Below are 25,672 nucleotides of genomic sequence, written 5' to 3' on the forward strand. Positions count from 1 at the left end.
GATCTGATCGGCTCCTAGCGAGCCGTCAGATCACGTAGGATCGGAGAGGCTCGAAGCCGTTGAAGGCGACCGCCGAGTAGGTGGTCGTGTAGGCGCCGGTGCCTTCGATCAGCACCTCGTCGCCGATGGTCAGCGACAAGGGCAGCGGATATGGCGTCTTCTCGTACATCACGTCGGCCGAATCGCAGGTCGGGCCGGCGAGCACGCAAGGTGCCGTCTCAGAACCGTCATGGCGGGTAACGAGCGGGTAGCGGATCGCCTCGTCCATCGTCTCGGCCAGACCGCCGAACTTGCCGATGTCGAGGAACACCCAGCGCACATTGTCGTTGGCGGCCTTCTTCGAGATCAGCACGACTTCCGACTTGATGACGCCAGCATTGCCGACCATGCCACGGCCCGGCTCGATGATGGTCTCGGGAATGGCGTTGCCGAAATGCTTGCGCAGCGCCGAGAAGATCGCCTGGCCGTAAGCTTGCGCCACTGGCACGTCCTTGAGGTAACGCGTCGGGAAGCCGCCGCCCATATTGACCATCTTCAAGACGATGCCTTCATCGGCGAGCGTGGCAAACACCTTCTTGGCGTCGGCCAGCGCACGGTCCCACGCCGTCAAATCGGTCTGCTGCGAGCCGACGTGGAACGACACGCCATGGGCGTCGAGGCCGAGCGCCTTGGCGTGGCGCAGCACGTCGACGGCCATGTCAGGCACGCAGCCGAACTTGCGCGACAGCGGCCACTCGGCGCCTTCGCCATCGGTCAGGACGCGGCAGAACACGCGGGCGCCTGGAGCGACGCGGGCGATCTTGTCGACCTCCTCGACGCAATCGACCGCAAACAGGCGAATGCCGAGCTGGTAGGCGCGTGCAATGTCACGCTCCTTCTTGATGGTGTTGCCGAAGGAGATGCGGTCCGCCGGCGCACCGGCGTCCATCGCCATCTCGACTTCGGCAACGGAAGCGGTGTCGAAGGACGAGCCCATCGCAGCAAGCAGGCGCAGGATCTCCGGCGCCGGGTTTGCTTTCACCGCATAGTAGATCTTGGAATCGGGCAGCGCCTTCTCGAAGGCGCGGAAATTGTCGCGCACGACATCGAGGTCGACGACGAGGCAGGGGCCGGACGGACGTCGGGTGGCGAGGAAGTCAAGGATGCGCTGGGTGGCCATCGGGGTCTCTCCATAAACGCCTTGCGGCGCGCAATAAGGCTGCGGGACGCGGGCTGTCAGCCTCGCGAACACGCGGTGGACAAAGGCGGGACGTCAAATCATGGAACCAGCCGGTGGAGACCCCGGAACCATGAATCGCCGTCTCGCGGCGGTGAACCTTGGCCTTGCCCGGCCTCGGTTCGCTTTGTCTGCCTTGGCTTGGATGGGAGACCCGTCCGCACTGCCGGCAATGAAGGTGTGCCTCTTCAGTAACCCCGGTCTTTGGACGACCGGCAGAACACCAGAAAGGCCCGCACCGTCGTTGCTTCAAGGTGTCCTCGGTCTTGCGGTTGGCCGCTAAACCGACTGGAGGGGTTGGCTCCAGTTACCTTACCGATATCCCTCACCATTTGAGGATCGGCGGACACCCACAGGCACGTGCGACTTTGGGCAAGCGCGATATAGGGTCGAAAGATTTCACAATCAATAAAAATCGTATCGCAGGTTGTAAAATTTCCGGCATCGAACAATGCTGCGGCAACCGTATCCGGATAGCGAACGATGCCAGGCACGCACGGCCCGCTCAACGCCTTTCTCGACCTGCGCCAGATGCCGGTGGCGAATGCGGAACTGGGCCCGCTTGCCGGGCTGCGGCTCGCCGTCAAGGACATCTACGACGTTGCCGGCTACCGTACCGGCTGCGGCAATCCGAGCAAGTTCGTCGATGGCCACGCCGCCTCCAGTACCGCCGCGGCCGTGCAGATGATCCTCGACGCCGGGGCACGATTCGTCGGCAAGACGCAGACCGACGAGCTAGCCTTCTCGCTGATCGGCCAGAACGCGCATTTTCTGTTTCCGGTAAACCCGGCCGCGCCTGAGCGCGTCACCGGCGGCTCCTCGTCGGGATCGGCGGCAGCGGTCGCCGGCGGACTTGCCGATATCGCCGTCGGCTCCGACACAGGCGGCTCGATCAGGGCGCCTGCGAGTTTTTGCGGGCTGATCGGACTGCGCACCACGCATGGCCGCATTTCGCTCGAGGGCGCCATGAAGCTGGCGCCAAGCTTCGACACGTTCGGCTGGTTCGCCGACGACATCGAGACCTATGAGACGGTCGGCAAGCTGTTGCTCGGCCTCGATCCGCACCAGCAGCCGCTCAACCGTCCGCTCTCGATTGGCTGGCTGGACGCTTTCGTGGCCGGCCCCGCCGAGGCGGCCGAATATGCCAGGATGAAGGCCTTGGCCGCCACCGTCATCGGCGAACCGACGCTGATGGAATACTCGTTCGCGTCCTTCCCCGACGAGCTCTACTGGTGCTTTCGCCGGCTGCAGGCCTTCGAGGCCTGGCGCGAGCATGGCGCCTGGATCGCCGGCGGCAACCGCCAGCTCGGGCCCGGCGTCGAGGAACGCTTCGGCTTCGGCCGGGCAGTCGACATCAAGACGGCGCATGCCGAGGCGGCGCGCCGCCTGACGTTCCGCACCGAACTCGCCGATCTGCTTGGTAGCCATGGCTTCCTCGTCCTGCCGACGGTGCCCGGAGCAGCGCCGCTTGCTGAGGGCGCACCGGAACAATTGCAGGCGTATCGCGAACGGGCGCAGCATCTGTTGTGCCTTTCCGGCCTGTCCGGCTTTCCTGAGATCACGTTGCCGCTCGGCCAGATCGATGGCGCGCCCTTCGGCCTTTCGCTGCTCGGCCCTTCCGGCAGCGACGTCGCCCTGATACGGCTCGGCCGTAGAATCCTCGACGCGGCACGAAAGACCTGACCCATGGACACACTGACCCGCATGCGCGCCTTCATCGACGTCGTCGAGGCCGAAGGCTTTTCAGCCGCTGCGCGCAAGATCGGCCGCTCCAAGGCGCTGCTGTCCAAATATGTGCGCGAGCTGGAGGATGAGCTCGGCGCGCTGCTCTTGAACCGCACCACCAGGCAGTTCTCGATGACCGAAGCCGGCCACACCTATTTTCGCCGCGCCTCGGAGATCGTGCGCGAGGTCGACAGCCTCGCCGATGCGGTGCGCGAATCCTCCGGCGACGTGCGCGGCCGGATCAAGCTTTCGGCACCGCGCACTTTTGCCGACGCGCCGATCGGCCAGTCGCTGATCGACTTCGCCAAGCAGCATCCCGACATCGTGCTGGATATCCATCTCGACGACCGCTTCGTCGATCTGGTCGAGGAGGGTTTTGATCTTGCGGTGCGCATTTCGCGGCTGGAAAACTCGTCGCTGATCGCTAGGCGCCTGGCGCCGTTTTCGGTGCGGCTGTGCGCTTCGCCGGAGCTTATCGCCAAGCACGGCATGCCGCTGCGGCCGCAGGATCTTGCTCGCGTGCCTTGCATCGTCGACACCAACGGCCGCTCGCTGACCAACTGGCCGTTCAAGGGCGACAATGGCGATGCGGTAAGCGTCTCGGTGTCGGGCCCGATCGAGGTCAACAGTCCGATGGCGGCAAGAGCTGCCGCCGTGTCGGGGCTGGGGTTCACCATATTGCCGGATTTCATCGCCGCGCCCGATATCGCAAGCGGCCGGCTGGTGACAGTGATGGACGACCGCATCCTGTCGGGCAGCGGTATTTTCGCCGTCTACCCGCACCGACGTTATCTGCCGGCGAAGGTTCGCGTTTTTGTCGATTTCCTGGTGCAGTGGTTCAAGACGCGCGAAGCGGCATGAGCCGATCCGGCTTTTGGGCGACACGCGGCACCGGTCCCAATTTCGCCCCCTTTCTGGTAACTCTCGAAACCCTCTGAAGTCGATGGAATCGCGACCGGGAATGCACCTCAAACGGCAAGCAATCATGCTGGCTTCGGCCATGGCGGCGACATTTGCCACGGTCGGACCGGCCGAGGTGCATCCACACGTCTTCGCCGAGGCGCGTCTCGACGTCATTCTGAGTGAGGATCACCAAAGTGTGAAAGCGCTGCGTCATCTCTGGCGCTTCGACGATCTGTTTTCGAGTACTGTGATGATGGAGTTCGACAAGAACTCCGACCTGAAGCTTGACGACAAGGAGCTGAAGGATGTCGCTGACACCGTCCATGCCTCGCTGGCCGAGTTCAACTATTTCCAGCTCGTCACCGTCAACGGCAAGGACGTGGCGATGACGCCGCCGCCGCACCTGATGGCCAATTTCGACAACGACCAACTGATCATCCTGTTCGAATCCGAACCGAAAGAACCAATCAAGCTCGCCGGCAAGATCGATTTCGGCGTCTACGATCCGACCTTCTACACGGCGATCGATTTCACCGAAGATAGCAACATCACGGTCGAAGGCCTGCCCTCGAACTGCACCAAGGCCGTCATCCGGCCCGACCCGGACGAGGCGATCAAGGAAAACCAGAAGACCCTGACGGAAGCCTTCTTCAACGACCCGACGGGCACCGACATGAGCAAGATCTTTGCCACCAAGCTTGAGCTGAACTGTCAGCCAGAAGGATAATCCGGTGACGAAACCGTCCCTGCGTTTGGCACTCGCCCTTTTGGCCGTCACCGTCGTGATGACGCATTTTCTCGGCTCCGCCCACGCCCAGAGCTCGCTCGGCATCGGCACCAATGACGGCATGGCCCCCACCGCCACCGGACCGTTCGCTCACATCCTGATGTGGATCAATCTTCGCCAGCAGGAATTCTACCGTGCGTTGGCAACCGCGATGAAGGCGATGCGCCAGGACGGCAGCAAGCTGTGGCTGCTCGTCGGCCTGTCCTTCGCCTACGGCATTTTCCACGCCGCCGGCCCCGGTCACGGCAAGGCGGTGATCTCGTCCTACATGGTGGCCAACGAAGTGGCGCTGCGGCGCGGCATCATGCTGTCCTTCGTCTCCGCGCTTTTGCAGGGCCTGACCGCGATCGTGGTCATGCTGCTCGCCTATTTCGTCCTGCGCGGCACCACCGTTTCGATGACCGACGCGGCATGGTTCCTCGAAATCATGAGCTATGTTTTCGTCACCCTGTTCGGCGCCTGGCTTCTGTGGCGCAAGGCCGGCCCCGCGATCCTGCGCCTGTTCGGCGCCAGCCCCGCCTACAGCCTCTCGGCCGCTCATGCCGGCCATTCGCATGCTGGTCACTCACATGCGAGCCACGCGCATGCCGCGCATGCGCATTCGGCGCATTCCCACACGCTTCACGCACATGACGATCACGACCATACGACACACGATCATCATTCTCACGCGCACGATCACGGCGAGCATGACCACGATCATGGCGATCATCACGACCATCGCCACGCCCATGCGGCGGGCGAGGTCTGCGACACCTGTGGGCATTCGCACGCACCCGATCCGGCGCTGCTTTCCGGCGACCGCTTCGACTGGCGCACCGCCTGGTCGGCGGTGGCGGCGGTCGGTATCCGCCCCTGCTCCGGCGCGCTGATCGTGCTGAGCTTTGCCTTGCTCAACGGCCTGTGGTTCGGCGGCATACTGTCGGTGCTGGCGATGTCGCTCGGCACCGCGATCACGGTCTCAGCTCTGGCGACGATTGCGGTGACGGCTAAGAATTGGGCGGTGTATTTCGCCGGCGATGGTCGCATGGGCAACCGCATCCACTCGATCGTCGAGATCGGCGGCGCCGCCTTTGTCTTCCTGTTCGGACTGCTGCTTTTGTCGGCGAGCCTGGCGACCGGTACGGTTCTCTAACTTATCTTGCCGCCGAGCTCGTCATCGATATGGGCGCGGATGATGTCATCGAAGCTCTTCTCGGCGCTGAAGCCAAGCTCCCTTGAGCGCCGCGCCTCGAAGCGCGTCGGCCAACCTTTGACTATCGCCCAGATCGTGTCGTCGGGCTCTTCGCGGATCAGCTTTACCGCCTTGGCGCCGGCAATGCGCTCCAGCGCCTCGATCTGCTCGCCGACGGTAACGGCGACGCCGGGCATCGTCAGATTGCGGCGCGGCCCGACGGCGTTGCCGTCGATGCCGGCGGCATGGATCAGGAAACCCACCGCCGAGCGCGGGCTGGCATGGGTGTGCAGCACCGAACGCGGCACCGGCAGGATCGCCTCCTGGCCGCTCAACGGCTCGCGGATAATGCCGGAGAAGAAGCTGGAAGCCGCCTTGTTAGGTTTGCCTGGCCGCACGCAGATGGTTGGCAGCCTGATGCCGATGCCGTCGAAGAAGCCGCGTCTGGAATAGTCGGCCAGCAGCGCTTCGCTCATCTGCTTCTGGGTACCATAGGAGGTCAGCGGCGTCGGATGGAACTCGTCCGGGATGATGTCAGGAAACGGCGCACCGAACACCGCGATCGACGAGGTGAAGACGACGCGCGGCGCAAAGCCGGCCAGCCGGATTGCATCGAACAGCGCCCTCGTGCCGTCGAGATTGACGCGGTAGCCGAGATCGAAATTGGCTTCCGCCTCGCCCGAGACAATGCCGGCGAGATGGAAGACGATATCGGGGCGCGACGCGACCAGGCTTGCCGTAGCACCTGGTGCTGCGAGATCGCCAGTGTGAATGGAGACACTGACGCCTTCAATAGCCGGCGCCTGCGGCGGCACGATATCGTGCAGGTCGAGCGCGGTGATCTTGCGGCCGTTGAGCGTTCCGTCCTTTGCCAGCCGGGCGATGAGTTTGCGGCCGACCATGCCTGCCGCGCCGGTGATCAGAATGCGCATTGTCAAAGACCCTTTTTGCGTTGGCTGCGGGCGCGCAGCCAGAACACGGCGAAGAACGCCACCAGGAAGATGGCCGCGACAATGCCGGCCAGGACAGTGGAGACGCTGCCGACCGCCAGCATCACCGTTGGCAGCCAATAGGCGGCGAGGCCGAACAGCAGCATGATCCACGCTGCCGCGATCAGCGCATTGCGCGTGTCGCGGTCCACTACGCGCGCCCGCTGGGGCGGGAATTCAGTCTCGTTGCCATGTCATGGATTCCTTGCATCAGTGATAGTGGCCGTGATGCGGCGCCGTACCATGCGCATGATCATGGTCGTGGTCATGCTCGTCATCGGCGCAGTGGCCGAATTCCGGTTCGACAGTGGCGTGGCTGATGCCATGCTCGGCGGCAAGCCGCTTCTTGATGGCGCTGACGGCGGTATGGGCATCGACGCCGTCGTTGAGACAGGCATGCAATGTCGCCATGTTGCTTGAACCGTCGAGCGACCAGACATGCATGTGATGCACCTCGCGCACGCCCTTGACCTTCGCCTGGATATCCCGCGCGATCAGGTCGCGATCGAGGCTCGTCGGCACGCCCTCGAGCAGCACATGGGCGGCTTCGCGCATCAGCGACCAGGCCGTCGACAGGATCAGCAGCGAGACCAGCACCGACAGGATCGGATCGATCGGCGTCCAGCCGGTCGCCAGGATGACCAGCGCAGCGACGATGGCCGCGGCCGAGCCGAGCAGGTCGCCCAACACATGCAGGATGGCGCCGCGCATGTTGAGGCTGTCCTTGTCGCCGCCATGCAGCACGAAGAAGGAGGCGAGGTTCACCAGCAGGCCGGCGATCGCCACCACCAGCATCGGTCCGCCCAGCACCGGGGCCGGCGTCAGCAGCCGCCCCCAGGCTTCATAGACGATCCACAGCGCAATGGCGAAGATGGCAATGCCGTTGGTGTAGGCGACCAGGGTTTTGACCCGGCCAAAGCCATAGGTGAGCCGGACGGTCGCCGGTCGTCCCGCCAGGTGAAACGCATACCAGGCAAGGCCGAGCGCGATCGCATCGGCAAGCATGTGGCCGGCATCCGCCAGCAATGCCAGAGACCCGGTGAGGAGGCCGCCAAGCGCTTCCGCGACCATGAAGCCGGCGGTCAGGCACGCTGCGATCAGCACGCGTTTCTTGTCGGTCGAGCCGTGCACATGACCGGCGCCATGGCTGTGGTCATGCCCTTGCGCACCATGGTCGTGGCTATGCGCCATCATCCAACTCCCGCTACGCACCGAACTCGGCGCGGAAATCCTCGAGCCGTCGCTTCTGCCCACCGTCGCCATCGAAATTGGCTGGATCGAGCCATGCCTCATAGGCGCTGCGCAGATCAGGCCATTCCTTGTCGATGATCGAATACCACGCGGTATCGCGGTTTTCACCCTTGACCACAAGGTGTTGGCGGAAAATGCCCTCGAACTTGAAGCCGAACCGCTCGGCAGCGCGCTTCGACGGCTCGTTGCGGTTGTTGCACTTCCATTCGTAGCGGCGATAACCAAGCTCGTCGAAAATGTATTTCATGAACAGGAACTGCGCCTCGGTCGCTGCAGGCTTGCGCGAAATCAGCGGCCCCCAATAGATGTTGCCGATCTCGATGACGCCATAGGCGGCATCGATGCGCATCAACGTCTGCCGCCCGGCGACCTTGCCGCTGGCCTTGTCGATGACGGTGAAGAACAGCGGGTCCTCGCTGGCTTCGACCTTGTCCAGCCATGGCTGGAAGTCGGCACGGGTCTCCGGCGGATAGTCGGGCAGCCAGGCGAAACGGCCACCGACATCGGCCACCGACGACGCCTCGTACAGGCCGTCGCCATGCTTTGCGGCGCTCAACGGCTCAAGCCTTGCATAGCGGCCGTCGATGATCTTGCGTTCGGGACGCGGGCGAGGCTGCCAATTCTTCAGATTTTCCGACACGCAAGACTCCAATCCGTTTGACATTTGCGGTCCGACGCTCACAAAAACGCGACCCAACAGTAAGAACCACACGGACGGGAAAAATGCTCCACACGATTTCGGCCTTCGACCGTCTCGGCGAGGAAAATGCTTTTGCGGTGCTCGCGCGTGCCACCGCACTTGCCCATCAGGGCCGCGATATCGTCAATCTCGGCATCGGCCAGCCCGACTTCAAAACGCCGCAGCACATTGTCGAGGCGGCGATCAGGGCGTTGCGCGACGGCCACCACGGCTACACGCCGGCCAACGGCCTGCTGGCGACGCGCGAAGCGGTGGTGCGCCGCACGCTGACCACCACCGGCATAGAGATCTCGCCCGAGAGCGTGATGATCCTGCCCGGCGGCAAGCCGACCATGTTCGCCGCGATCCTGATGTTCGGTGAGCCGGGCACTGAGATCCTCTATCCCGATCCAGGCTTTCCGATCTACCGCTCGATGATCGAGTTCACCGGCGCGGCACCCATTCCCGTGCCGATGCGCGAGGCAAACGGTTTTGCCTTTTCGGCCGAGGAAACGCTGGCGCTGATCACGCCAAAAACCAGGCTCCTGATCCTCAACTCGCCGGCCAACCCGACCGGCGGCGTGACGCCGCGCACCGAGATCGAGAAGCTGGTCAAGGGGCTCGAAGCGCACCCCGACGTCGCCATCCTCTCCGACGAGATTTATGACGTGATGACTTATGACAGCGCGACGCATTGCTCGCTGCTCACCTTCCCGGAAATCCGCGACCGGCTGATCGTTCTCAACGGCTGGTCGAAGACCTGGGCGATGACCGGCTGGCGCATGGGCTGGTCGATCTGGCCGAACGGCGACAAGGGCGCGCATCTCTACGACAAGGTGCGCAAGCTGGCGGTGAATTGCTGGTCCTGCGTCAACGCGCCGAGCCAATATGCCGGCATCGCGGCAATAGACGGGCCGCAGGACGATGTCGACAAGATGATGCGCGCTTTCGACAATCGCAGGAAGGTCGTGGTCGAGGGGCTGAACGCCCTGCCCGGCGTGTCCTGCATCACGCCGAAAGGCGCCTTCTACGCCTTCCCCAACGTGTCCAAGACCGGCTGGAAGGCCAAGAAGCTCGCCTCGGCGCTGCTCGAGGATGCCGGCGTGGCGCTGATCGGCGGCCCCGATTTCGGCATTCTCGGCGAGGGCTACATCAGGCTTTCCTACGCCAATTCCGAGGAAAACATTTTGCGCGCGTTGGAGCGGATCGAGGCGTTCCTGGCGAAGGGTCCGAAGTAACGCGGAGGCTGTCGCTCACCCCCGCCCGACGAACGGCATCTTGGTCGCCATCACCGTCATGAACAGCACATTGGCGTCGAGCGGCAGGCTGGCCATGTGGACGACGGCGTCGGCGACGCGCTGAACGTCCATCACCGCTTCGACGGCGATGCTGCCGTTGGCCTGCGGCACGCCGACGGTCATGGCATGCGCCATGTCGGTCAGCGCATTGCCGATGTCGATCTGGCCGCAGGCGATGTCAAAGGGCCTGCCGTCCAGCGCCAGCGTCTTGGTGAGGCCGGTGATCGCATGCTTGGTCGCGGTGTAGGGCACCGAGCCCGGCCGTGGCGCATAGGCCGACACCGAGCCGTTGTTGATGATGCGCCCGCCCATCGGCTTTTGCTTGCGCATGGCGCTGAAGGCCGCACGCGCGCACAGGAACGATCCGGTGAGATTGACGCCGACGATGTCGTTCCACACCTCGACCGGGATCTCGTCGATCGGCGTCGACTTGTAGCCCATGCCGGCATTGTTGAAGAGCAGGTCGACACGACCGAACGCAGCCAGCACCGTCTCGAACAGGTCGTCGACCTGCTCCGCCTTGCTGATGTCGCAGGCCACCGCCAAGGCTTTGGCCTGCGTTGGCCCGGCTTCCGCGATCGCGGCTTCCAGAACCGGCCGGCGGCGGCCGCAAAACACCGTGTTCCAGCCAGCCTTGAGCAGCGCCGTGGCGACGCTCTTGCCGATGCCGGTGCCCGCGCCGGTGACGATGGCGGTTCTCTGGTCTGTCATGGCCGTTCTCCCTGGAAGGGGACGAGCCATCGCAAATGACGGGGATCATGGCAAGCCGGCCCAAGGCTGTGCCAACAAAAAGGGCGGTCATTGGCGACCGCCCTGATCTGAACCGGGCTTGGGAGGAGGAAAAGCCGATCCGACTGTCTAGAATCATGCGCTTGGCAGGTTAACGAGACGTTAGCGCATTTTCCGGCTTGGCCCGCGCCGCCTACCAGCGCGGATTGGGCGCCGTTCCGGTCGGTGCCGGAACCTTGGCCGCCGACACCGTCGCCTCGACATGGTCGACCAGCGCGTCCGGCAGGCCAAGGCGGCCGGCCAGCAGGTCGAGATAGCCGCGTTCGGCGCGTGTGTCGGGATCGATGGTGAGGCGTGACGCGGTGTAGAGCTCGAGCTTCTGCGCGTCGGTCTTGGCGCCGGCGACCAGCGTATCGAGGTCGAGCGGGCTCTCCAGTTCCGCCATCAGGAACTTTTCCGCTTCCGTTCCGATGCCAGCGAGGCTGAGCTTGCCGGCAATCTTCTGGCGTTCGTCGTCGTCGACATGGCCGTCGGCCTTCGCCGCCGAGATCATCGCCCGCACCAGCGTCAGCGTGAATTCATCCTCGCCTTGCGGCGCCTGCGAGGGATGGAAGGCGGTATCGGCGGGCGGTGGCAGCAGTTCCGGCTCGCCGGCGCCCGGCGTCTCCGCCGGCGCGTTGCCGGCCTTGTAGTTCTGGTAGGCCTTGTAGGCGAGGCCGCCGATCGCGGCCAGCCCGCCGAGCTTGATGGCGGTGCCTGTCACTTGTCGTCCCGTGCCGGTCCCAAGCAGCACCGCGGCAAGCGCGCCGGCGGCCAGCGGATTGTCCTTGGCCATCTGCACGGCCTGCCCGGCCTTGTCGCGGACGGTGCCGCTGGTGCCGGGAATTTGCGAGCCGAGCAGATCGTCGAGGAGCTTCTTGGGATCGAACATCAATGCCTCCAGAATTTGCCCAGCCAGACGGGCAGGTTTCGAACGTCAGAGAGGTAGGCCCCGCATATGGACATTACAATGACAGCCGCGCTCTTTGCCAGAAGAGGCGGAAATCGACGTGTCGAAACCAGCTTCGGCTTCGGCTAGTGTCACGCTCCCAACCGGATTGCCTGGAGCGTTGCATGACCGATGACTCAAGCCATGAACCCGCACGCGATCCTCAGGATCTCGAGCGCTTGCTGATTGACCGGCAATGGGCCGGAGACATTGACGGCATGGTTGCGCTGTTCGAACCCGATGCCGTCATCGATAGCGGCGAGGCTGACTTGACGCGCGGTCGCCAAGCGATCCGCGCGCTGTATGTCGCGTTTGCCGCCACCGGGCGAAAATTCCAGCGCGGAGAGCAGCGCCCGGCGGTGATCAACGGCGACCTGGCGCTGACGTCGACCCGGCTTCCCGACGGCACGGTGACCTCCGAGGTCGCCCGTCGGCAAAGCGATGGCACGTGGCTGTGGGTGATCGACCGCTATTCCGTCGCCTGGTGACGCAATCCGAGCCCGCGCCAACGTCAGCTGCCGATATGCGGACCCCTGCCCTGCGCCTGCGCCAGCTCGACCTGGCGCTGCCGCTCGGCATAGCGGGCGCGATCTTCGTCCGAACGGGCGTCGAAGCAATGCGGGCATGAGACGCCGGCGGCGTAGGTCGGCGACAGCCGATCCTCTGGTGTCAACGGATGGCGGCAGGCGCGGCAGAGTTCGGCGTCACCTTCAGCAAGTCCGTGCGACACCGAAACCCGCTCGTCGAAGACGAAGCACTCGCCTTGCCAGAGGCTTTCCTCGGCCGGCACCTCTTCGAGATATTTGAGGATGCCACCCTTGAGGTGGAATACGTCCTCGACGCCGAGCGACTTCACATAGGCTGTCGCCTTCTCGCAGCGTATGCCGCCGGTGCAGAACATGGCGACCTTGCGGCCGTCGAATTCGTCCCGATGTTTTTCGACCCAGGCCGGGAACTCGCGAAAGCTCGCCGTTGCCGGATCGACCGCACCCTTGAAGGTGCCGATCGACACTTCATAGGCGTTGCGGGTGTCGATGACGATCGTGTCCGGGTCCGCGATCAGCGCATTCCAGTCCGCCGGCGCGACATAGGTGCCCGCACTTCTTGCCGGATCGATATCCTCGATACCCATGGTGACGATCTCACGCTTCAGCCGCACCTTCATGCGGTGGAACGGCATCGCCTCGGCGCTGCTGTATTTGACTTCGAGACCGGCGAGACCTTCGATGGTTTCAAGGTGAGCGATCAGTTCAGCGATTGCCGCCTCGCTGCCGGCAACCGTGCCGTTGATGCCCTCATGCGCCAGAAGCAGCGTGCCCTTGATGCCGCGTCCGCAGCAGAAGGCGGCGAGCGGCGCACGCAATGCCTCGAAGGCATCGAGCCGCGCAAACCGGTAGAGCGCCGCAACGCGCAAAGGTTGATTGGACAATGTCATCGCCAAGCCACTAAACGCTTGCGAAAGCCGATTCAAGGCAAGGCCTGCGCGCCCGGTCTTTCCATGGATGGCGCAGCGACCCTCTTCACGGCATTGCCGGCCACGCGTGACATCGCGACACGCTTACCCTTCGTGGACAGAAAAACGGCCTTCTGCTAATCGGTTGAATTGTTCGAAGCCGGAGAGACGACAAATGTCAGCCCAGACCGAAAAGCTCCTGTCGCTCCTCAATGGCCAGCCGGTCATCCCGGTGCTGAAGATCGCCAATGTTGCCGACGCCGTGCCGCTGGCCCGCGCGCTGGCCCGGGGCGGCCTGCCGGCGATCGAGATCACGCTGCGCACCGCCGATGCGCTGGAGGCGATCCGGCGGGTGGCCGGCGAGGTCGAAGGCGCCATCGTTGGCGCCGGCACCATTCTCGATGCAAAGCAATTCGACGACGCGGCGGCCGCAGGCTCGAAATTCATCGTCAGCCCGGGCATCACCCGCGAGCTTCTGGCGGCGGCGAAGGACAGCGAGGTTCCGCTGCTGCCCGGCGCCATCACGCCGGGCGAAGTCATGGCGGCGCGGGAAGCTGGACTGCGTTTCCTGAAATTCTTCCCGGCCGAACAATCGGGCGGCATCGCCTCGCTGAAGGCCTTCGCCTCGCCGCTCGCCGATGTGAAATTCTGCCCGACCGGCGGCATTTCGGCCAAGAACGCCGCCGACTATCTGAGCCTGCCCAACGTCATCTGCGTCGGTGGCTCCTGGGTGGCCCCGGACGACTTGGTCAAGGCCGGCAAGTGGGATGAGATCGAGGCACTAGCGCGGGCCGCGAGCAAACTCGGGAAGTAGGCGCTTTCGCCAGGCACGAAAAAGCCCGGCCGGCTTTTCACCGACCGGGCTCGCTGCTTCCTTGCATGACCTTCAGGCCCAAGCCCGCGCGGGCGCGAAAACAATCATTGGATGACGCTGGTTCCCGCTCATGGGCTCGAACCACGATTCACGCCTTCAAAGGGCGCTGTCCTACCATTAGACGAAGCGGGAGAATGGTGGATTGGTGGTTAGCATCCCAGCGCAATGGACGCCAGCGCTGTGTGGAAAAGACCATCCGCAGGCGCGTCTATTTGTAGAGTTTCTTGAAAAGCAAAAAAAGCCGCGCGGTTGCCCAGCGCGGCTTTTGTGTCATTCGGCCAGACCGTTACTTGGTCTGGAAGCGGGCGACCGAAAGGAACTTGATGGCGTTGCCGGTGAACCGGTTGGCATCGGCCATCTGGTTGTCCTGCTGGAAGCCGGCCGTGTAGACCTCGCTCGGCGCCGTACGCACCAGATTGTAGGCAAAGCGCGGCGCCGTCGTGGAGTCCGACACGGTGGCGACATATTCGCCGCTGTGCAGCGCCCAGCGCGCCGCCTGCGGTGCGGCGGCAACCACCACCGCTTTCGGTCCCGGCTTCAGGTCGCGGGCGGTGGCCCTGGCCTCCTTGCGCGTGGTCTTCACACCGGCGCCGATCGCGGCAGCCGGATCGGAACCGGCCGGGCGGGCGACGATCGCGTCGCGCGGCGAAGCGGCATCGACACCCGACGGGTCGTTGAACGCCGAGCGCGGCTCAAGCGAGGCGACCTGATAGTCGTCGGTGGCAGTGGCCTGCTCGAGAACAGCCTTGACCTCATCCGGACGCTGCGACGGCAGCACCGAGAACGCATCCGTAGCGGTCTGGTTGTGCGAGGCCGTATCCGCCAGCGCCAGCAGCACATCCTTGTCCTGCGGCGCGAGATCGGCCGGCAGCGAACGGTCGGGACGCCAGCTCGGCAGCGGAATGTTGTTGACCGCGACCTGTGCCGGGTCGGCGACTGTGGAGGGATCCGCCATGCCGAAGGGAACGCTCGTCGGCGCTTGCGCCGTCGCCACCGTCTGCTCGGTGGTGGCGGTGGCATCGGCAGTGCCGAACGGAACATTTTCAGGCGTCTGCGCGCCGACATCGGCCTTCGGACGCGGTGCGAAATCAGGCAGCGGAATCTCTTTGGCCGGCAGCGCCGCGATGATCGTCGCCGGCGTGTCCTGCTGCGGCTCCGAATCGGCAGCGTCATCGGCAACCTGCGGGATCTCCGCACGCTGCGCATCTTGCGGCGCCACGATCGTTATGCCGGGAAGGTTGCTGTTCTTTGCGGTTGCCGTCGGCTTGACGCTCTTCAACTTGGGCGCGGGTGCGGCCGAAGCCGTCTCGACATCGGCGCTGTCGTCAGCTTCGTCGTCGCCACCGCCAAAGAAAGCCGAGAGAAAGCCACCGGACTTCTTGGTGCTGCCGCCGGCACTTGCCAGTTCGATGGCCGGAGCACCAGCACCCTTGCGCGCCTTGTAGGAGGCGAGCGCCTGAGCATAGCCGGGCAGCGGCTTGCCGTCGCTCGGCACATGCAGCGTCTTTCCGTTAGGGAACAGGCTGACCAGTTCCTGGCGGCTGATGCCGGGCCAGTGGCGCACATTGCCGACGTCCATGTGAACGAAGGGCGAGCCGGAGGTCGGATAGTAGCCGACGCCACCACCCTGCATTTTCAGGCCGATGTTGCGCAGCTTCTTCAGCGGCACGCCGGGAATGTAGAAATCCATCGCCTTGCCCAGCATATGCTGGCTTTCCTTGGCGACGCCCCGGCTGCGGCTGCGCAACATCGAGTTGGTCGCCGGCGAGCGATAGCCGCAGACGACCTGGATGTAATCGGTGGCGCCAGCCTGCCGGTAGGCCTCCCACACCAGGTCCAGCAAGCGCGGATCCATCTTGGTCGGCTCGTTGCGGCGCCAATCGCGCAGGATGATGTTGATCTTCCTGAGTCCCTCGGGGACATAGCGGCCGTTGCGCTTGTAAACGATCTCGGCCTTTTCATGCGTGTGGAGGTGATACAGCTTGAGCGAACGTGTTTCCGCGCTGGCGCCGGTCGCCGCTGCCGAGAGGAAACCGATAGCAAAAATCACCGCTGCCAGCCATCTCGGCCAGACGCTCATGTGATAGTGCCGCCCGTTTGTGTGTCGTTCGACTCTGTTCAAATCAAAAGGCCCTGCAGGCTGCCGTTTGTCCCCGGATTTGCCCAAACGGATGCGTCGTTTTCACATCCGAATATCGATCCTAATGGTTAATCATCGCTTATTGAAGCCGAAATGCGGTAACACCGTGGCGATATCCCGTCAAAAATGCTCCACAAGGTTTCTTGGTAAACTGCTGGTTTAGATCAGGATTCAGCCTTTTGCCGCAACACGATCTGTTACCGTTAGCCTTAATGCGTGAACAGCACCGTGCGTGTGACGCCCCAGCCTGCCACATTCCGGCTTTGACGCCTGAAACAGGGCCGCGTTATGATCGGGGAACTGTTCCCGGCCTTGCGCCGTCAGGATGCTAGGCGGTCGACGCGGCCGGTTTCCGGGTCGATGCCGTATTCCTTCAGCTTCCGGTAGAGCGTCGAGCGGCCAATGCCGAGGCGGCGGGCGACTTCGCTCATCTGGCCGTCATAGTGGTCGATCGCCAGCTTGATCATTTCGAGTTCGACATCGGCCAGCGCGCGCACATTGCCGCGCTCGTCCAGCGCCCGCAGCGTGCCGAAACGCGGCTGCAGCCTCGCCGGAGGATCGAGCTCGACTTCAACGGCGCCGCCATCGTCTTGCGGCTGGCTGCCCGTGACCGAGCCGGGCGTTGGCAATGCGGCATACGCATCGAGATTGACGGTGCCGTCCACCTGCGCCCGGATCTGCGGAAACTCCTCCGTGGTCAGCACGTCGCCTTCGGCGAGCACCGAGGCTCTGAACACGGCGTTTTCCAGCTGCCTGATGTTTCCTGGCCAGTCATAGGCCTGCAGCATGGCGAGCGCGGCGTCCGAAATGCCGAGCAGACGGTGGCGCGAATCGACGGGGGCAACCTTCTCCATGAAGTGCGAGACTAGATAAGGAATATCGTCGCGACGGTCGCGCAGCGGCGGCACGAAGATCGGATAGACATTCAGCCGGTAAAACAGGTCCTCGCGGAACTTGCCGTCCTTGACCTGCTGCAAAAGGTTGCGGTGCGTTGCCGAGATCAACCTGATGTCGACCCTGACGGTCGAACGGCCGCCGACCGGATCGACCTCGCCATCCTGGACGGCGCGCAGAAGCTTAACCTGCACGTCGAGTGGCAGGTCGCCGATCTCGTCGAGAAACAGCGTGCCCGAATGCGCCTCGACAAACTTGCCGGTGTGTTTATCGGTTGCGCCGGTGAACGAACCCTTTTCGTGACCGAACAGGATCGATTCGACCAGATTGTCGGGGATGGCGCCGCAATTGACGGTGACGAAGGGTCTTGAGCGGCGGTCGCCGCTGCCCTGGATGGCGCGCGCCACCAGTTCCTTGCCGACACCCGACTCGCCCTCGATCAGGATCGGGATATTGGACGCCGCCGCCTTCTGGCCGAGACGGATCACCCGGTCCATCGCCGGGCTGTGCGTGATCATGTCCTTGAAGGTCAGGTGGCCGCCGCGCCGTCGCGACGTGCGCTTGACCTCGTCCTCTACCGCTTCGACCTTGAGCGCGTTGCCGATCGACGTCTGCAGCCTGTCGGGAGAAGCCGGTTTGACGACAAAATCGAAAGCACCGTGGCGCATCGCCGAAACGACGGTTTCGATGCCGCCCTGGGCGGTCTGCACAATGACAGGGATATGGATGCCGCGCTCGCGCATGGCCTTCAGCACGCCGATGCCGTCGAGGCCCGGCATGACAAGATCGAGGATAATCGCCGACACATCGCCTGCGTTGGGCCCGTCGAGAACCGCGAGCCCAGCCTCGCCGCCATCGGCAACGATCGCGGTGTGGCCGAACCGCGTCACTGCCGCCTCGAGCAGCCTGCGCTGCACGGGATCGTCATCGACTATGAGTATGGAACCTGTCATGACTGTCTTGAATTACCCGCCCGATTGTATCCGCCCTATGGATCATCTTGGCACAGGGTTCTAAACAAGGTTTCAAAAAACCCGGTGAATGAATTCCTTAGGATTTGACCGGCTTGTCCTTTCCCCTTGATTCCGGAAGGTTATTGTTGATGCGCATGGTTCCAGGTCGGCAGCTTGCGGCGGCAGCGTCGGGTCAGGGCGCGGCGGAGCTTGGCGACCTGCCGGAATGGAACCTCGCCGATCTGTATCCCGGCATGGAAGCGCCCGAGCTGAAGCGCGATATCGCCAAGGCAGCAAGCGATGCCACCGCCTTTGAGAACCGCTGGAAAGGCACGCTTGCAGCCGAGGCCGGGCGCGGAAGCGCCGGCAAGTTGGGCGAGGCGCTTGCCGCCTATGAGGCGCTTGAGGAACTGATCGGCCGCATCGTCTCCTATGCCGGCCTGGTCTATGCCGGCAACACGGCCGACCCGCAACGCGCCAAGCTTTATGGCGACATCCAGGAGAAGATGACCGACGCCAGCGCGCATCTGCTGTTTTTCGCGCTCGAACTGAACCTGATCGACGATGCCGCGATCGAGGACGCGCTTGCCTCCGACCCGGGCTTCGCCCACTACCGGCCCTGGGTGCTCGATCTGCGCATGGACAAGCCCTACCAGCTCGAGGATCGCGTCGAGCAGCTTTTCCACGAAAAGTCGATTACCGGGCGCGGCGCCTGGAACCGGCTGTTCGATGAGACGATGACCGATCTGCGCTTCGACATCGACGGCGAGGAACTGGCGCTCGAGCCGGCGCTGAACCGCCTGCAGGACGCCGACAGTGAGGTGCGCCGCCGGGCTTCCGAGGCGCTGGCCGCAACCTTCCGCAAGAATTTGCGCACCTTCACGCTGATCACCAACACGCTGGCCAAGGACAAGGAGATTTCCGACCGCTGGCGCGGCTTCGAGGACATCGCCGATTCACGCCATCTCGCCAACCGCGTCGAGCGCAGCGTCGTCGATGCGCTGGCGTCGGCTGTGCGCGACGCCTATCCGCGCCTGTCGCACCGCTATTACGCGATGAAGGCGCGCTGGCTCGGCATGGAGGTGATGAACCACTGGGACCGCAACGCGCCGTTGCCGGAGACGCCGCAGTCAGTGATTGGCTGGGACGAGGCCAAGAACACGGTGCTGTCCGCCTACCAGCGCTTTTCGCCCGACATGGCGGAAATCGCCCGCACCTTCTTCGACCGCAACTGGATCGACGCGCCGGTCAGGCCGGGCAAGTCGCCCGGCGCCTTCGCGCATCCGACGGTGCCGTCGGCGCATCCCTATGTGCTGCTCAACTACATGGGCAAACCGCGCGATGTGATGACGCTGGCCCACGAACTCGGCCACGGCGTGCACCAGGTGCTGGCCGGCGGCCAGGGCGCGCTGATGGCCTCGACGCCGCTGACGCTGGCCGAGACGGCGTCCGTCTTCGGCGAGATGCTGACCTTCCGCTCGCTGCTCGACCAGACCACCGACAAGCGCGAGCGCAAGGCCATGCTGGCGCAGAAGGTCGAGGACATGATCAACACGGTCGTGCGCCAGATCGCCTTCTACGAATTCGAGCGCAAGGTGCATGCCGAGCGCAAGAACGGCGAACTGACCTCCGACAAGCTCGGCCAGTTCTGGCTCGAAGTGCAGGCCGAAAGCCTGGGGCCGGCGATCAAATTGCGCGAGGGCTACGAGGTCTTCTGGACCTACATCCCGCACTTCATCCACTCGCCCTTCTACGTCTATGCCTATGCCTTCGGCGATTGCCTGGTGAATTCGCTCTATGCCGTCTACCAGAATGCCGAACGCGGTTTTCAGGACAAGTATTTCGAGATGCTGCGCGCCGGCGGCACCAAGCACCATTCGGAGCTTCTGGCGCCCTTCGGCCTCGACGCCACCGACCCGGCCTTCTGGCAGATCGGGCTTGGCGTGATCGGCGGACTGATCGACGAACTGGAAGCGCTGGACAACTGACCTGCCCTGGCATGGCGTCGACTGGGGGCGGCCAGAACAGTTTAGCCGGAATGCATACTGAGACCGCTTTATTCTTGCTCTAAATATTTGTTCTTGAACAACTCTGCGTGGAAATTTTCCGTTAGCTTTCCGTAGGCTGTATGGTAGCGTCCCGACTGAAGCTCAGCCGGGCGCGCGGCTCCGGCCGACAAGATTTCGGCCGGTCGTGGCGGTTCGGCGAATGCGACGACGACCGTTGGCTATGGGCGGGAAGCCGATCACCGACAGTCGACAAGAAGCCGGCTGTTCTGCGAACCGCCGAACCACCATTGGATGATCCTGTCTGCCAAGGTCACGACTTGAGGCGGCGGCGGATGGACACGACTGGAGAGAGACGATGACCTTCTTCTACATTGTCCTGGCGTTCCTTGTAGGTTTGTTGGTTGGCTGGTTTATCTGGGGCCGTCTACGCGGCGAGCTTGACAGCCTGCGCGGCGACCTCGACCGCACCCGCAGCGAGCGCGACAGGCTGCGTGCCGATTCCGACCGCCTGACCGGTGAGCTGGATGCATGCGGCAAGACCCGGGCCGATCTCGAGCGCCGGCTGCGCGAAGCACAAGCGGCACCCGCCAAACCCGGCCCGGCAAAGGCAGCTGGCCAGGCGCCGGCGGCCCTGATGTCGACACCGACGGCGGCCAAATCCGCCCCGGCCAAACCTGCGGCGGCCAAGCCCGCGCCGGCAAAGCCGGCAGCTGCCAAGCCTGCGGCCGCGAAACCAGCCGCAGCCAAGACGGCAGCCGCGCCAAAGGCAAGTGCCGCACCGAAGAAGGCCGCGCCAGCGGCACCGAAAGCTGCACCGGCCGCCGGCAAGGTCGACAATCTGCGCCGCCTCATCGGCATCGGCCCGGTCAACGAGAAACTGCTCAAGGGCCTTGGTGTCACAACCTACGCCCAGATCGCCGGCTGGACCGCCGACGACATCAAGCGGATCGAGGACGTTCTGAACTTCGACGGTCGCATCGCGCGTGAGCACTGGATCGAGCAGGCGAAGCTTCTGGCCGCCGGCGACGAGACGGAATTCGCCAAGCAGTTCCCGACGGCAGGAACCGCCAACAACACCTGACCGGCCTGCCGGTAACAAGACTGCGTTTTGAACAAGGCGGCGTCCCCGGACGCCGCCTTTGTCTTTTGGCCGTAACCACCTTTGCGTCTTCAGACGCCGTTCCCTCGATTGCGCGCGGTCACCCCCCCATATAGAGCCATCACTGGCGCCATCGACTCTGCAGCATCCGAGCCTCATGTCCCTGCCCTCTGCAATTTTCCGCAATGATGAAAGCGGCCGTCAGCTCGTTTTCGACCGTCCGGCCGACATCATCGTCGCAAACAGGGCTGAGGATTTTCTGCCGGCGCTGGCGGCAGCGCAGGCAGCAACCGATGCGGGCAAATGGCTGGCCGGCTATTTCTCCTACGAGGCGGGCTATCTGCTCGAGCCGAAACTTGTCCCGCTGCTGCCCGCGGGTCGACGCGCGCCGCTTGTTTGCCTGGGTGTCTTCGACGCTCCGGTCGAACAGGCCCTGCCGCATCGCGGCGCGTCGGCCACCAACGGCCCGATCTTCGACGCCAGGGCTGACTGGTCTTCGAAGGACTATGCGGAACGCTTTGTGCGGCTGCACAATCACATCCGCAAGGGCGACTGCTATCAGGGCAATCTGACCTTTCCGATCCATGCGCAGTGGTCGGGTGATCCACTCGCCGCCTTCGACGCGCTGACCGAACGCCAGCCGGTGAAGTACGGCGCGCTGGTCGCGCTCGGCGATCCGATCGTTCTGTCGCGTTCGCCTGAGCTGTTCTTCGAGATCGGCACTGAGGGCACGATCGAAACCCATCCGATGAAGGGCACCGCACCGCGCGGCGCGACCAAGGCGGAAGACGCGCGGCTGAAAGCGTTCTTGCGCAATGACGAGAAGAACCAGGCCGAGAACCGGATGATCGTTGACCTGCTGCGCAACGACATCTCGCTGATCAGCGAGGTCGGCACGCTGGAGGTGCCGGAGCTGTTCCGCATCGAGAGCTATCCGACCGTCCACCAGATGGTCAGTCGCGTGCGGGCAAAGCTTCTGCCGAACCTCACCATCCGCCAGATCTTTGCGGCGCTGTTTCCCTGCGGCTCGATCACCGGCGCACCAAAAATCCGCGCCATGGAAATCCTCCACGAATTGGAAGGCGTGCCGCGCGACGTCTATTGCGGCGCCATCGGCTGGATCGCACCTGAAGGCACGATGCGCTTTTCGGTGGCGATCCGCACCATCTCACTCTTCTCCAACGGCGAAGCCGTCTACAATGTCGGCGGCGGCGTCGTCTTCGATTCGACGGCCGAGGAGGAGTACCAGGAGTGTCTGCTGAAAGCGCGCTTCGCGACGGGAACGCCGCCGACTTCGAACTGATCGAAACCATGCGCTGGGAGCCTGGAACAGGCTTTCTCCGCTTCGACCGCCACCTTGCGCGCCTCTATGGTTCTGCAGCCGAACTGGGCTTTGCCTGCGATCCGCAGAAGATCGGCGAGGTGCTGATGAGCACGGTCGGCCGACAAGGCATCGCCCTGCGCACACGCCTCGTTCTGTCGCGCAACGGCAAGGCGACGGCCGCTGCCCAGCCCTATGAACCACTCGCCGCCAACAAGGTCTGGCGCCTGCAACTGGCCCGGGTGCGGCTGGATTCGAACGACACGCTGCTGCGCCACAAGACCAGCCGGCGGCACAGCTATCAGCGGGCGCGCGCCGAATACCTCATCAGCCAGGCCGACGAAGTGCTTCTGGCCAATGAGCGTGGCGAAATCTGCGAGGGCACCATCTGCAATGTCTTCGCCGATTTCGGCGATGGCGTGCTGGCGACGCCCCGCCTCGACTGCGGCCTGCTGCCTGGCGTATTGCGCGGCGCGTTGCTGGATGAAGGCCGCGCCCAGGAAGCCATCTACACCTTGGATGATCTGAAGTCGGCCAAGGCACTGTTTGTCGGCAATTCGCTGCGCGGGCTGATCCCGGCGCGGCTTGGACCATGATCCCGAAAAGTGGAAGCCGGTTTTCGGAAAAGATCATGGTCTGGAAAGAAGACTGACAGAGGTCTGGAGAAAAGAATGTTCGTGGTTTCGCTGAACTACAAGGTGCCGCTGACCGAGATCGACCGGCTGGCGCCGGCACATGTCGAGTGGCTCAAGGCCTGCTATGCCGAAGGCATCTTTGTCGCTTCCGGACCGAAGAAACCACGAACCGGCGGCGTCATCATCGCACGCGGCCCCCGTGACGTACTCGACGCCAGGCTGGCCGCCGATCCTTTCGCCAAGGCAGGCGCTGCCGACTATGATGTGACCGAATTCACAACCAAAATGACTGCCGCCGCATTGGACGCCTACAAAGAGGCATGAGTGCCCGCCTGCCCACCCATACGCCCTATGACGGCTCGTCGAAGCTCTTCACCATCGGGCTGAAGCCGCTCGACCCCGACAGTTGGATCGAGGTCGACGAGCATCTCAAGCCCTATCTCGCCGAGAAGCGCCGGCTTTATGCGGACATTCCTGACAAGGTTTTTGTCGAGGAGGCAGGCACGCGCGACGCCCAGCGCGAAGTGCTCGAACTGCTCGGCCCGCATCTCACGGCGAAATTTCCCGGGACCTACAGGCGCACAGCGACGGGGATCGAAGTGGTCGGCGCAGCAGGCAATTTGGCCGGCAGCGCCACTGCCACCTTCAGCGACGCCCCGCTTGTCGCCGCCTCCTTGCTTGTTCAGGAAGACCTGATCCTGATGCGACGTGACGACAGCGGCTGGCGGCTGGCCGCCGGCTCGTTGTGTTTTCCCTCGTCATGGTCGCTGACTGAAAAATTCGGCAGGCCGCTGCAGCAGATCCACGCGCCGGTGCCGGGTTTCGGGCCGGGCACGCGTTCGGCCGACCTCATCAACCGCATGTTCGACGGCCTGCAGGGCCAGGCGGTCGAGCGCTACAACTGGTCGATCCAGGCCGACGACGCGCTCTATCATCCGCTGTCCAACGTCGAGCGCATCGATCGCGCCACTAACCGCCCGACCCGATTTCCCGATGGCGACGTCAACGCTCATGCCTTCATCCGCGTCGAGCGGCAGACGCTGCGGAAACTGCCCGTTTCGCGCGACATCCTGTTCACCATCCGCATCCATCTCGACCCGCTCAAGGTGCTGGCGCGGCATCCCGACAGGGCCACGCTGGCAGCATCCTTTGCCGCCCAACTCCAGGCCCTGGACCAGGCGCAGCTTGACTATAAGGGCCTGACCGCAGACCGTGACAGACTGGCGCAAAGCCTTGATATCATGGCTCGGGGGAACAATGATCCATCATCTTAGCAAGCCGGTCGCGCTTGCCTGCGTGCTGTTCGGCCTGGCGACGGCAGCGCTGGCCGAGCCGGTGACCTATGCCGGCAAGATCGGACAGACCGACATCGTCGTCGAATTCACCAGCGATCCGTCGGCGCCGGATGGACCGCTCGCCGGCCGCTACTTCTACCGCTCGAAAGGTGTCGACATCCCGCTGCAGGCGAGGCCCGTGAAGGGGCGCCGGTTCGAATTGGCGGAGGAGGAAGCGTGCGGCCCCGAAAAATGTGGGGAGGGGCAGGCCGCGCCAGTGGCCGCGATCTGGCGCCTTGCCTCCGCCGACAAGGGCAAGACACTGGAGGGCACCTGGAACGGGAAAAAGACCAGGCCGGTGAAGCTGACCCGGATTGCGGAGCGTGAGCCGACCGAACCGCCGGCTGCGAGCCCGTTCGATCTCTATGATTTCACCGACAGCAAATTTTCCGGCGACGATGCGCCGATCACCATGGAGGCATCACCCTACGACTATTTGCGGCTGGATTTTGCTCCCACGACCCTTGCCGCCAAGACTGAAGACCCGAAGACTGGCGACAAGATCGGCTGGCCGGATGCCTCCTATAAATATGTCGTCGATCCCCGCACCAGATTTGCCACGCCGCGCATCGTCGATCTGGCGGGCGGCGCGTCGGTCGAGGCGGCGAATGCCTTGCTTGAGAATCGGCACCGGCACGCCAGCCTCGGCGCATTGAGCTGCGCGGCGTTGCGCTATGCCGGCTTTCACGAGGGCGGTCCGATCGACAGTATGGAGGACGGTTCGCTCGGCGGCTTCGAAGACTCGTCGTCACAGGTCAGCTCGCTGACCCCGCAATTGATGAGCTGGCGGGAATCCGGCAGCCTGTTTTGCGGCGGTGCGCACCCGACCAACTATTCGGACGCCTATGTCATGGACGTGCACCGCGGCGTGCTGCTTGGCCTTCAGGATATGTTTTCCGATACGGTCGACGGCAAGCCTGGCCCGTCGCTCGTCGCCTTTGTCGCGCAACGGCGCAAGAAGCCGACCGATCAGACCCAGATCGATTTCGAAACCGAATGCGGCATCGACGATCTGATCCCCGAATATCTGGCGGCCAGCCTCTGGCGCGAGGGCGACAAGGAGTCTCTGGTCTTCGGGCTCCAGGGCCTGCCGCACGCCATCCAGGCCTGCGGCGACGATGTGCTGACCCTGCCGATCTCCGAGGCCCACGATTTTTTCAAGCCTGAATTCGCGAAATTGCTCGGCCTATAGGCGTGATGACGCCGGGGAAAGCCGGCCAT

Annotated in this window: 24 protein-coding genes and 1 tRNA gene; 14 read left to right on the top strand and 11 right to left on the bottom strand. The window is 63.9% G+C overall.

Annotated features, from left to right (window positions below):
* Positions 1 to 25 precede the first annotated feature (25 nt).
* The gene (gene odc2 / locus AC1DX6_RS11790) at positions 26 to 1,159 is read right to left on the bottom strand and encodes an ornithine/lysine decarboxylase (protein WP_477313344.1); all 1,134 of its coding nucleotides are present in this window, start codon (positions 1,157 to 1,159) and stop codon (positions 26 to 28) included.
* A gap of 540 nt (positions 1,160 to 1,699) precedes the next feature.
* Between odc2 and AC1DX6_RS11795 the strand changes: the two genes are divergently transcribed.
* The 4 genes from AC1DX6_RS11795 to AC1DX6_RS11810 all read left to right on the top strand — a co-directional run bounded on the left by AC1DX6_RS11795 (position 1,700) and on the right by AC1DX6_RS11810 (position 5,766).
* On the top strand, positions 1,700 to 2,899 hold the full coding sequence (locus AC1DX6_RS11795; protein ID WP_477313346.1) for an amidase: 1,200 nt from the start codon (positions 1,700 to 1,702) through the stop codon (positions 2,897 to 2,899).
* A 3-nt stretch (positions 2,900 to 2,902) separates the two neighbouring features.
* Positions 2,903 to 3,802, top strand: coding sequence for a LysR family transcriptional regulator (locus tag AC1DX6_RS11800; protein ID WP_477313348.1), 900 nt, complete (start codon positions 2,903 to 2,905; stop codon positions 3,800 to 3,802).
* 100 nt (positions 3,803 to 3,902) lie between these two features.
* A complete protein-coding gene (locus tag AC1DX6_RS11805) occupies positions 3,903 to 4,571 on the top strand; it encodes a DUF1007 family protein (protein ID WP_477313350.1) in 669 nt (222 codons plus the stop codon).
* Between the two features lie 4 nt (positions 4,572 to 4,575).
* Complete coding sequence (locus AC1DX6_RS11810) at positions 4,576 to 5,766, top strand: nickel/cobalt transporter (protein WP_477313352.1); 1,191 nt, start codon at positions 4,576 to 4,578, stop codon at positions 5,764 to 5,766.
* On the opposite strand, the gene denD is transcribed toward AC1DX6_RS11810, so the two are convergent.
* The 4 genes from denD to AC1DX6_RS11830 are packed head-to-tail and all read right to left on the bottom strand — an operon-like array spanning position 5,763 to position 8,685.
* Complete coding sequence (gene denD, locus AC1DX6_RS11815; protein ID WP_477313354.1) at positions 5,763 to 6,737, bottom strand: D-erythronate dehydrogenase; 975 nt, start codon at positions 6,735 to 6,737, stop codon at positions 5,763 to 5,765. The two genes, AC1DX6_RS11810 and denD, sit on opposite strands and share 4 nt — an antisense overlap.
* Positions 6,738 to 6,739: 2 nt before the next feature.
* Positions 6,740 to 6,946, bottom strand: coding sequence for a hypothetical protein (locus tag AC1DX6_RS11820; protein ID WP_477248387.1), 207 nt, complete (start codon positions 6,944 to 6,946; stop codon positions 6,740 to 6,742).
* A gap of 58 nt (positions 6,947 to 7,004) precedes the next feature.
* Positions 7,005 to 7,985, bottom strand: coding sequence for a cation diffusion facilitator family transporter (locus tag AC1DX6_RS11825; RefSeq protein WP_477313356.1), 981 nt, complete (start codon positions 7,983 to 7,985; stop codon positions 7,005 to 7,007).
* A 13-nt stretch (positions 7,986 to 7,998) separates the two neighbouring features.
* Complete coding sequence (locus tag AC1DX6_RS11830; RefSeq protein ID WP_477313358.1) at positions 7,999 to 8,685, bottom strand: GNAT family N-acetyltransferase; 687 nt, start codon at positions 8,683 to 8,685, stop codon at positions 7,999 to 8,001.
* An 83-nt stretch (positions 8,686 to 8,768) separates the two neighbouring features.
* On the opposite strand from AC1DX6_RS11830, the gene AC1DX6_RS11835 reads away from it, so the two are divergent.
* Complete coding sequence (locus AC1DX6_RS11835; RefSeq protein WP_477313360.1) at positions 8,769 to 9,962, top strand: pyridoxal phosphate-dependent aminotransferase; 1,194 nt, start codon at positions 8,769 to 8,771, stop codon at positions 9,960 to 9,962.
* Positions 9,963 to 9,977: 15 nt separating this feature from the next.
* On the opposite strand, the gene AC1DX6_RS11840 is transcribed toward AC1DX6_RS11835, so the two are convergent.
* Together AC1DX6_RS11840 and AC1DX6_RS11845 are read right to left on the bottom strand one after the other, a co-directional pair.
* On the bottom strand, positions 9,978 to 10,733 hold the full coding sequence (locus AC1DX6_RS11840) for an SDR family oxidoreductase (RefSeq protein ID WP_477313362.1): 756 nt from the start codon (positions 10,731 to 10,733) through the stop codon (positions 9,978 to 9,980).
* 211 nt (positions 10,734 to 10,944) lie between these two features.
* Positions 10,945 to 11,682, bottom strand: a complete 738-nt coding sequence (locus tag AC1DX6_RS11845; RefSeq protein ID WP_477313364.1) for a tellurite resistance TerB family protein — start codon at positions 11,680 to 11,682, stop codon at positions 10,945 to 10,947.
* 182 nt (positions 11,683 to 11,864) lie between these two features.
* Between AC1DX6_RS11845 and AC1DX6_RS11850 the strand changes: the two genes are divergently transcribed.
* A complete protein-coding gene (locus tag AC1DX6_RS11850; RefSeq protein ID WP_477313366.1) occupies positions 11,865 to 12,227 on the top strand; it encodes a YybH family protein in 363 nt (120 codons plus the stop codon).
* A 23-nt stretch (positions 12,228 to 12,250) separates the two neighbouring features.
* Here AC1DX6_RS11850 and trhO read toward each other — a convergent pair whose 3' ends face one another.
* Complete coding sequence (gene trhO, locus AC1DX6_RS11855) at positions 12,251 to 13,174, bottom strand: oxygen-dependent tRNA uridine(34) hydroxylase TrhO (RefSeq protein ID WP_477313368.1); 924 nt, start codon at positions 13,172 to 13,174, stop codon at positions 12,251 to 12,253.
* A gap of 193 nt (positions 13,175 to 13,367) precedes the next feature.
* Between trhO and AC1DX6_RS11860 the strand changes: the two genes are divergently transcribed.
* Complete coding sequence (locus AC1DX6_RS11860) at positions 13,368 to 14,006, top strand: 2-dehydro-3-deoxy-phosphogluconate aldolase (RefSeq protein ID WP_477313370.1); 639 nt, start codon at positions 13,368 to 13,370, stop codon at positions 14,004 to 14,006.
* A gap of 118 nt (positions 14,007 to 14,124) precedes the next feature.
* On the opposite strand, the gene AC1DX6_RS11865 is transcribed toward AC1DX6_RS11860, so the two are convergent.
* The 3 genes from AC1DX6_RS11865 to AC1DX6_RS11875 form a co-directional block, all read right to left on the bottom strand.
* Positions 14,125 to 14,198 (bottom strand) — tRNA-Gln (locus AC1DX6_RS11865).
* A gap of 154 nt (positions 14,199 to 14,352) precedes the next feature.
* Positions 14,353 to 16,146: a peptidoglycan L,D-endopeptidase MepK gene (gene mepK / locus AC1DX6_RS11870; protein WP_477313372.1), complete on the bottom strand. Its 1,794-nt coding sequence runs from the start codon at positions 16,144 to 16,146 to the stop codon at positions 14,353 to 14,355.
* Positions 16,147 to 16,526: 380 nt separating this feature from the next.
* Entirely contained in the window at positions 16,527 to 18,053 is a 1,527-nt protein-coding gene (locus AC1DX6_RS11875; RefSeq protein WP_477313374.1) for a sigma-54-dependent transcriptional regulator, read from the bottom strand.
* Positions 18,054 to 18,202: 149 nt separating this feature from the next.
* Here AC1DX6_RS11875 and AC1DX6_RS11880 point away from each other — a divergent pair, with 149 nt between their 5' ends.
* The 7 genes from AC1DX6_RS11880 to AC1DX6_RS11910 all read left to right on the top strand — a co-directional run bounded on the left by AC1DX6_RS11880 (position 18,203) and on the right by AC1DX6_RS11910 (position 25,643).
* A complete protein-coding gene (locus AC1DX6_RS11880) occupies positions 18,203 to 20,041 on the top strand; it encodes a M3 family oligoendopeptidase (RefSeq protein ID WP_477313376.1) in 1,839 nt (612 codons plus the stop codon).
* 376 nt (positions 20,042 to 20,417) lie between these two features.
* The gene (locus AC1DX6_RS11885) at positions 20,418 to 21,143 is read left to right on the top strand and encodes a proton-conducting membrane transporter (RefSeq protein WP_477313378.1); all 726 of its coding nucleotides are present in this window, start codon (positions 20,418 to 20,420) and stop codon (positions 21,141 to 21,143) included.
* Between the two features lie 175 nt (positions 21,144 to 21,318).
* Complete coding sequence (locus AC1DX6_RS11890; protein WP_477313380.1) at positions 21,319 to 22,464, top strand: aminodeoxychorismate synthase component I; 1,146 nt, start codon at positions 21,319 to 21,321, stop codon at positions 22,462 to 22,464.
* Positions 22,413 to 23,078 (top strand): aminotransferase class IV family protein, encoded by a 666-nt coding sequence (locus tag AC1DX6_RS11895; protein WP_477313382.1) that lies wholly within the window; start codon positions 22,413 to 22,415, stop codon positions 23,076 to 23,078. The genes AC1DX6_RS11890 and AC1DX6_RS11895 overlap by 52 nt, the downstream gene beginning before the upstream one ends.
* Before the next feature lie 75 nt (positions 23,079 to 23,153).
* A complete protein-coding gene (locus AC1DX6_RS11900; RefSeq protein ID WP_477313384.1) occupies positions 23,154 to 23,441 on the top strand; it encodes a YciI family protein in 288 nt (95 codons plus the stop codon).
* Complete coding sequence (locus tag AC1DX6_RS11905; protein WP_477313386.1) at positions 23,438 to 24,391, top strand: heme-dependent oxidative N-demethylase family protein; 954 nt, start codon at positions 23,438 to 23,440, stop codon at positions 24,389 to 24,391. The genes AC1DX6_RS11900 and AC1DX6_RS11905 overlap by 4 nt, the downstream gene beginning before the upstream one ends.
* Positions 24,375 to 25,643 carry a hypothetical protein gene (locus AC1DX6_RS11910; RefSeq protein WP_477313388.1) on the top strand — a complete coding sequence of 423 codons (1,269 nt, stop codon included), beginning with the start codon at positions 24,375 to 24,377 and terminating at the stop codon, positions 25,641 to 25,643. The genes AC1DX6_RS11905 and AC1DX6_RS11910 overlap by 17 nt, the downstream gene beginning before the upstream one ends.
* Positions 25,644 to 25,672 lie beyond the last annotated feature (29 nt).

This window comes from Mesorhizobium sp. P2_C4 (assembly GCF_056404575.1).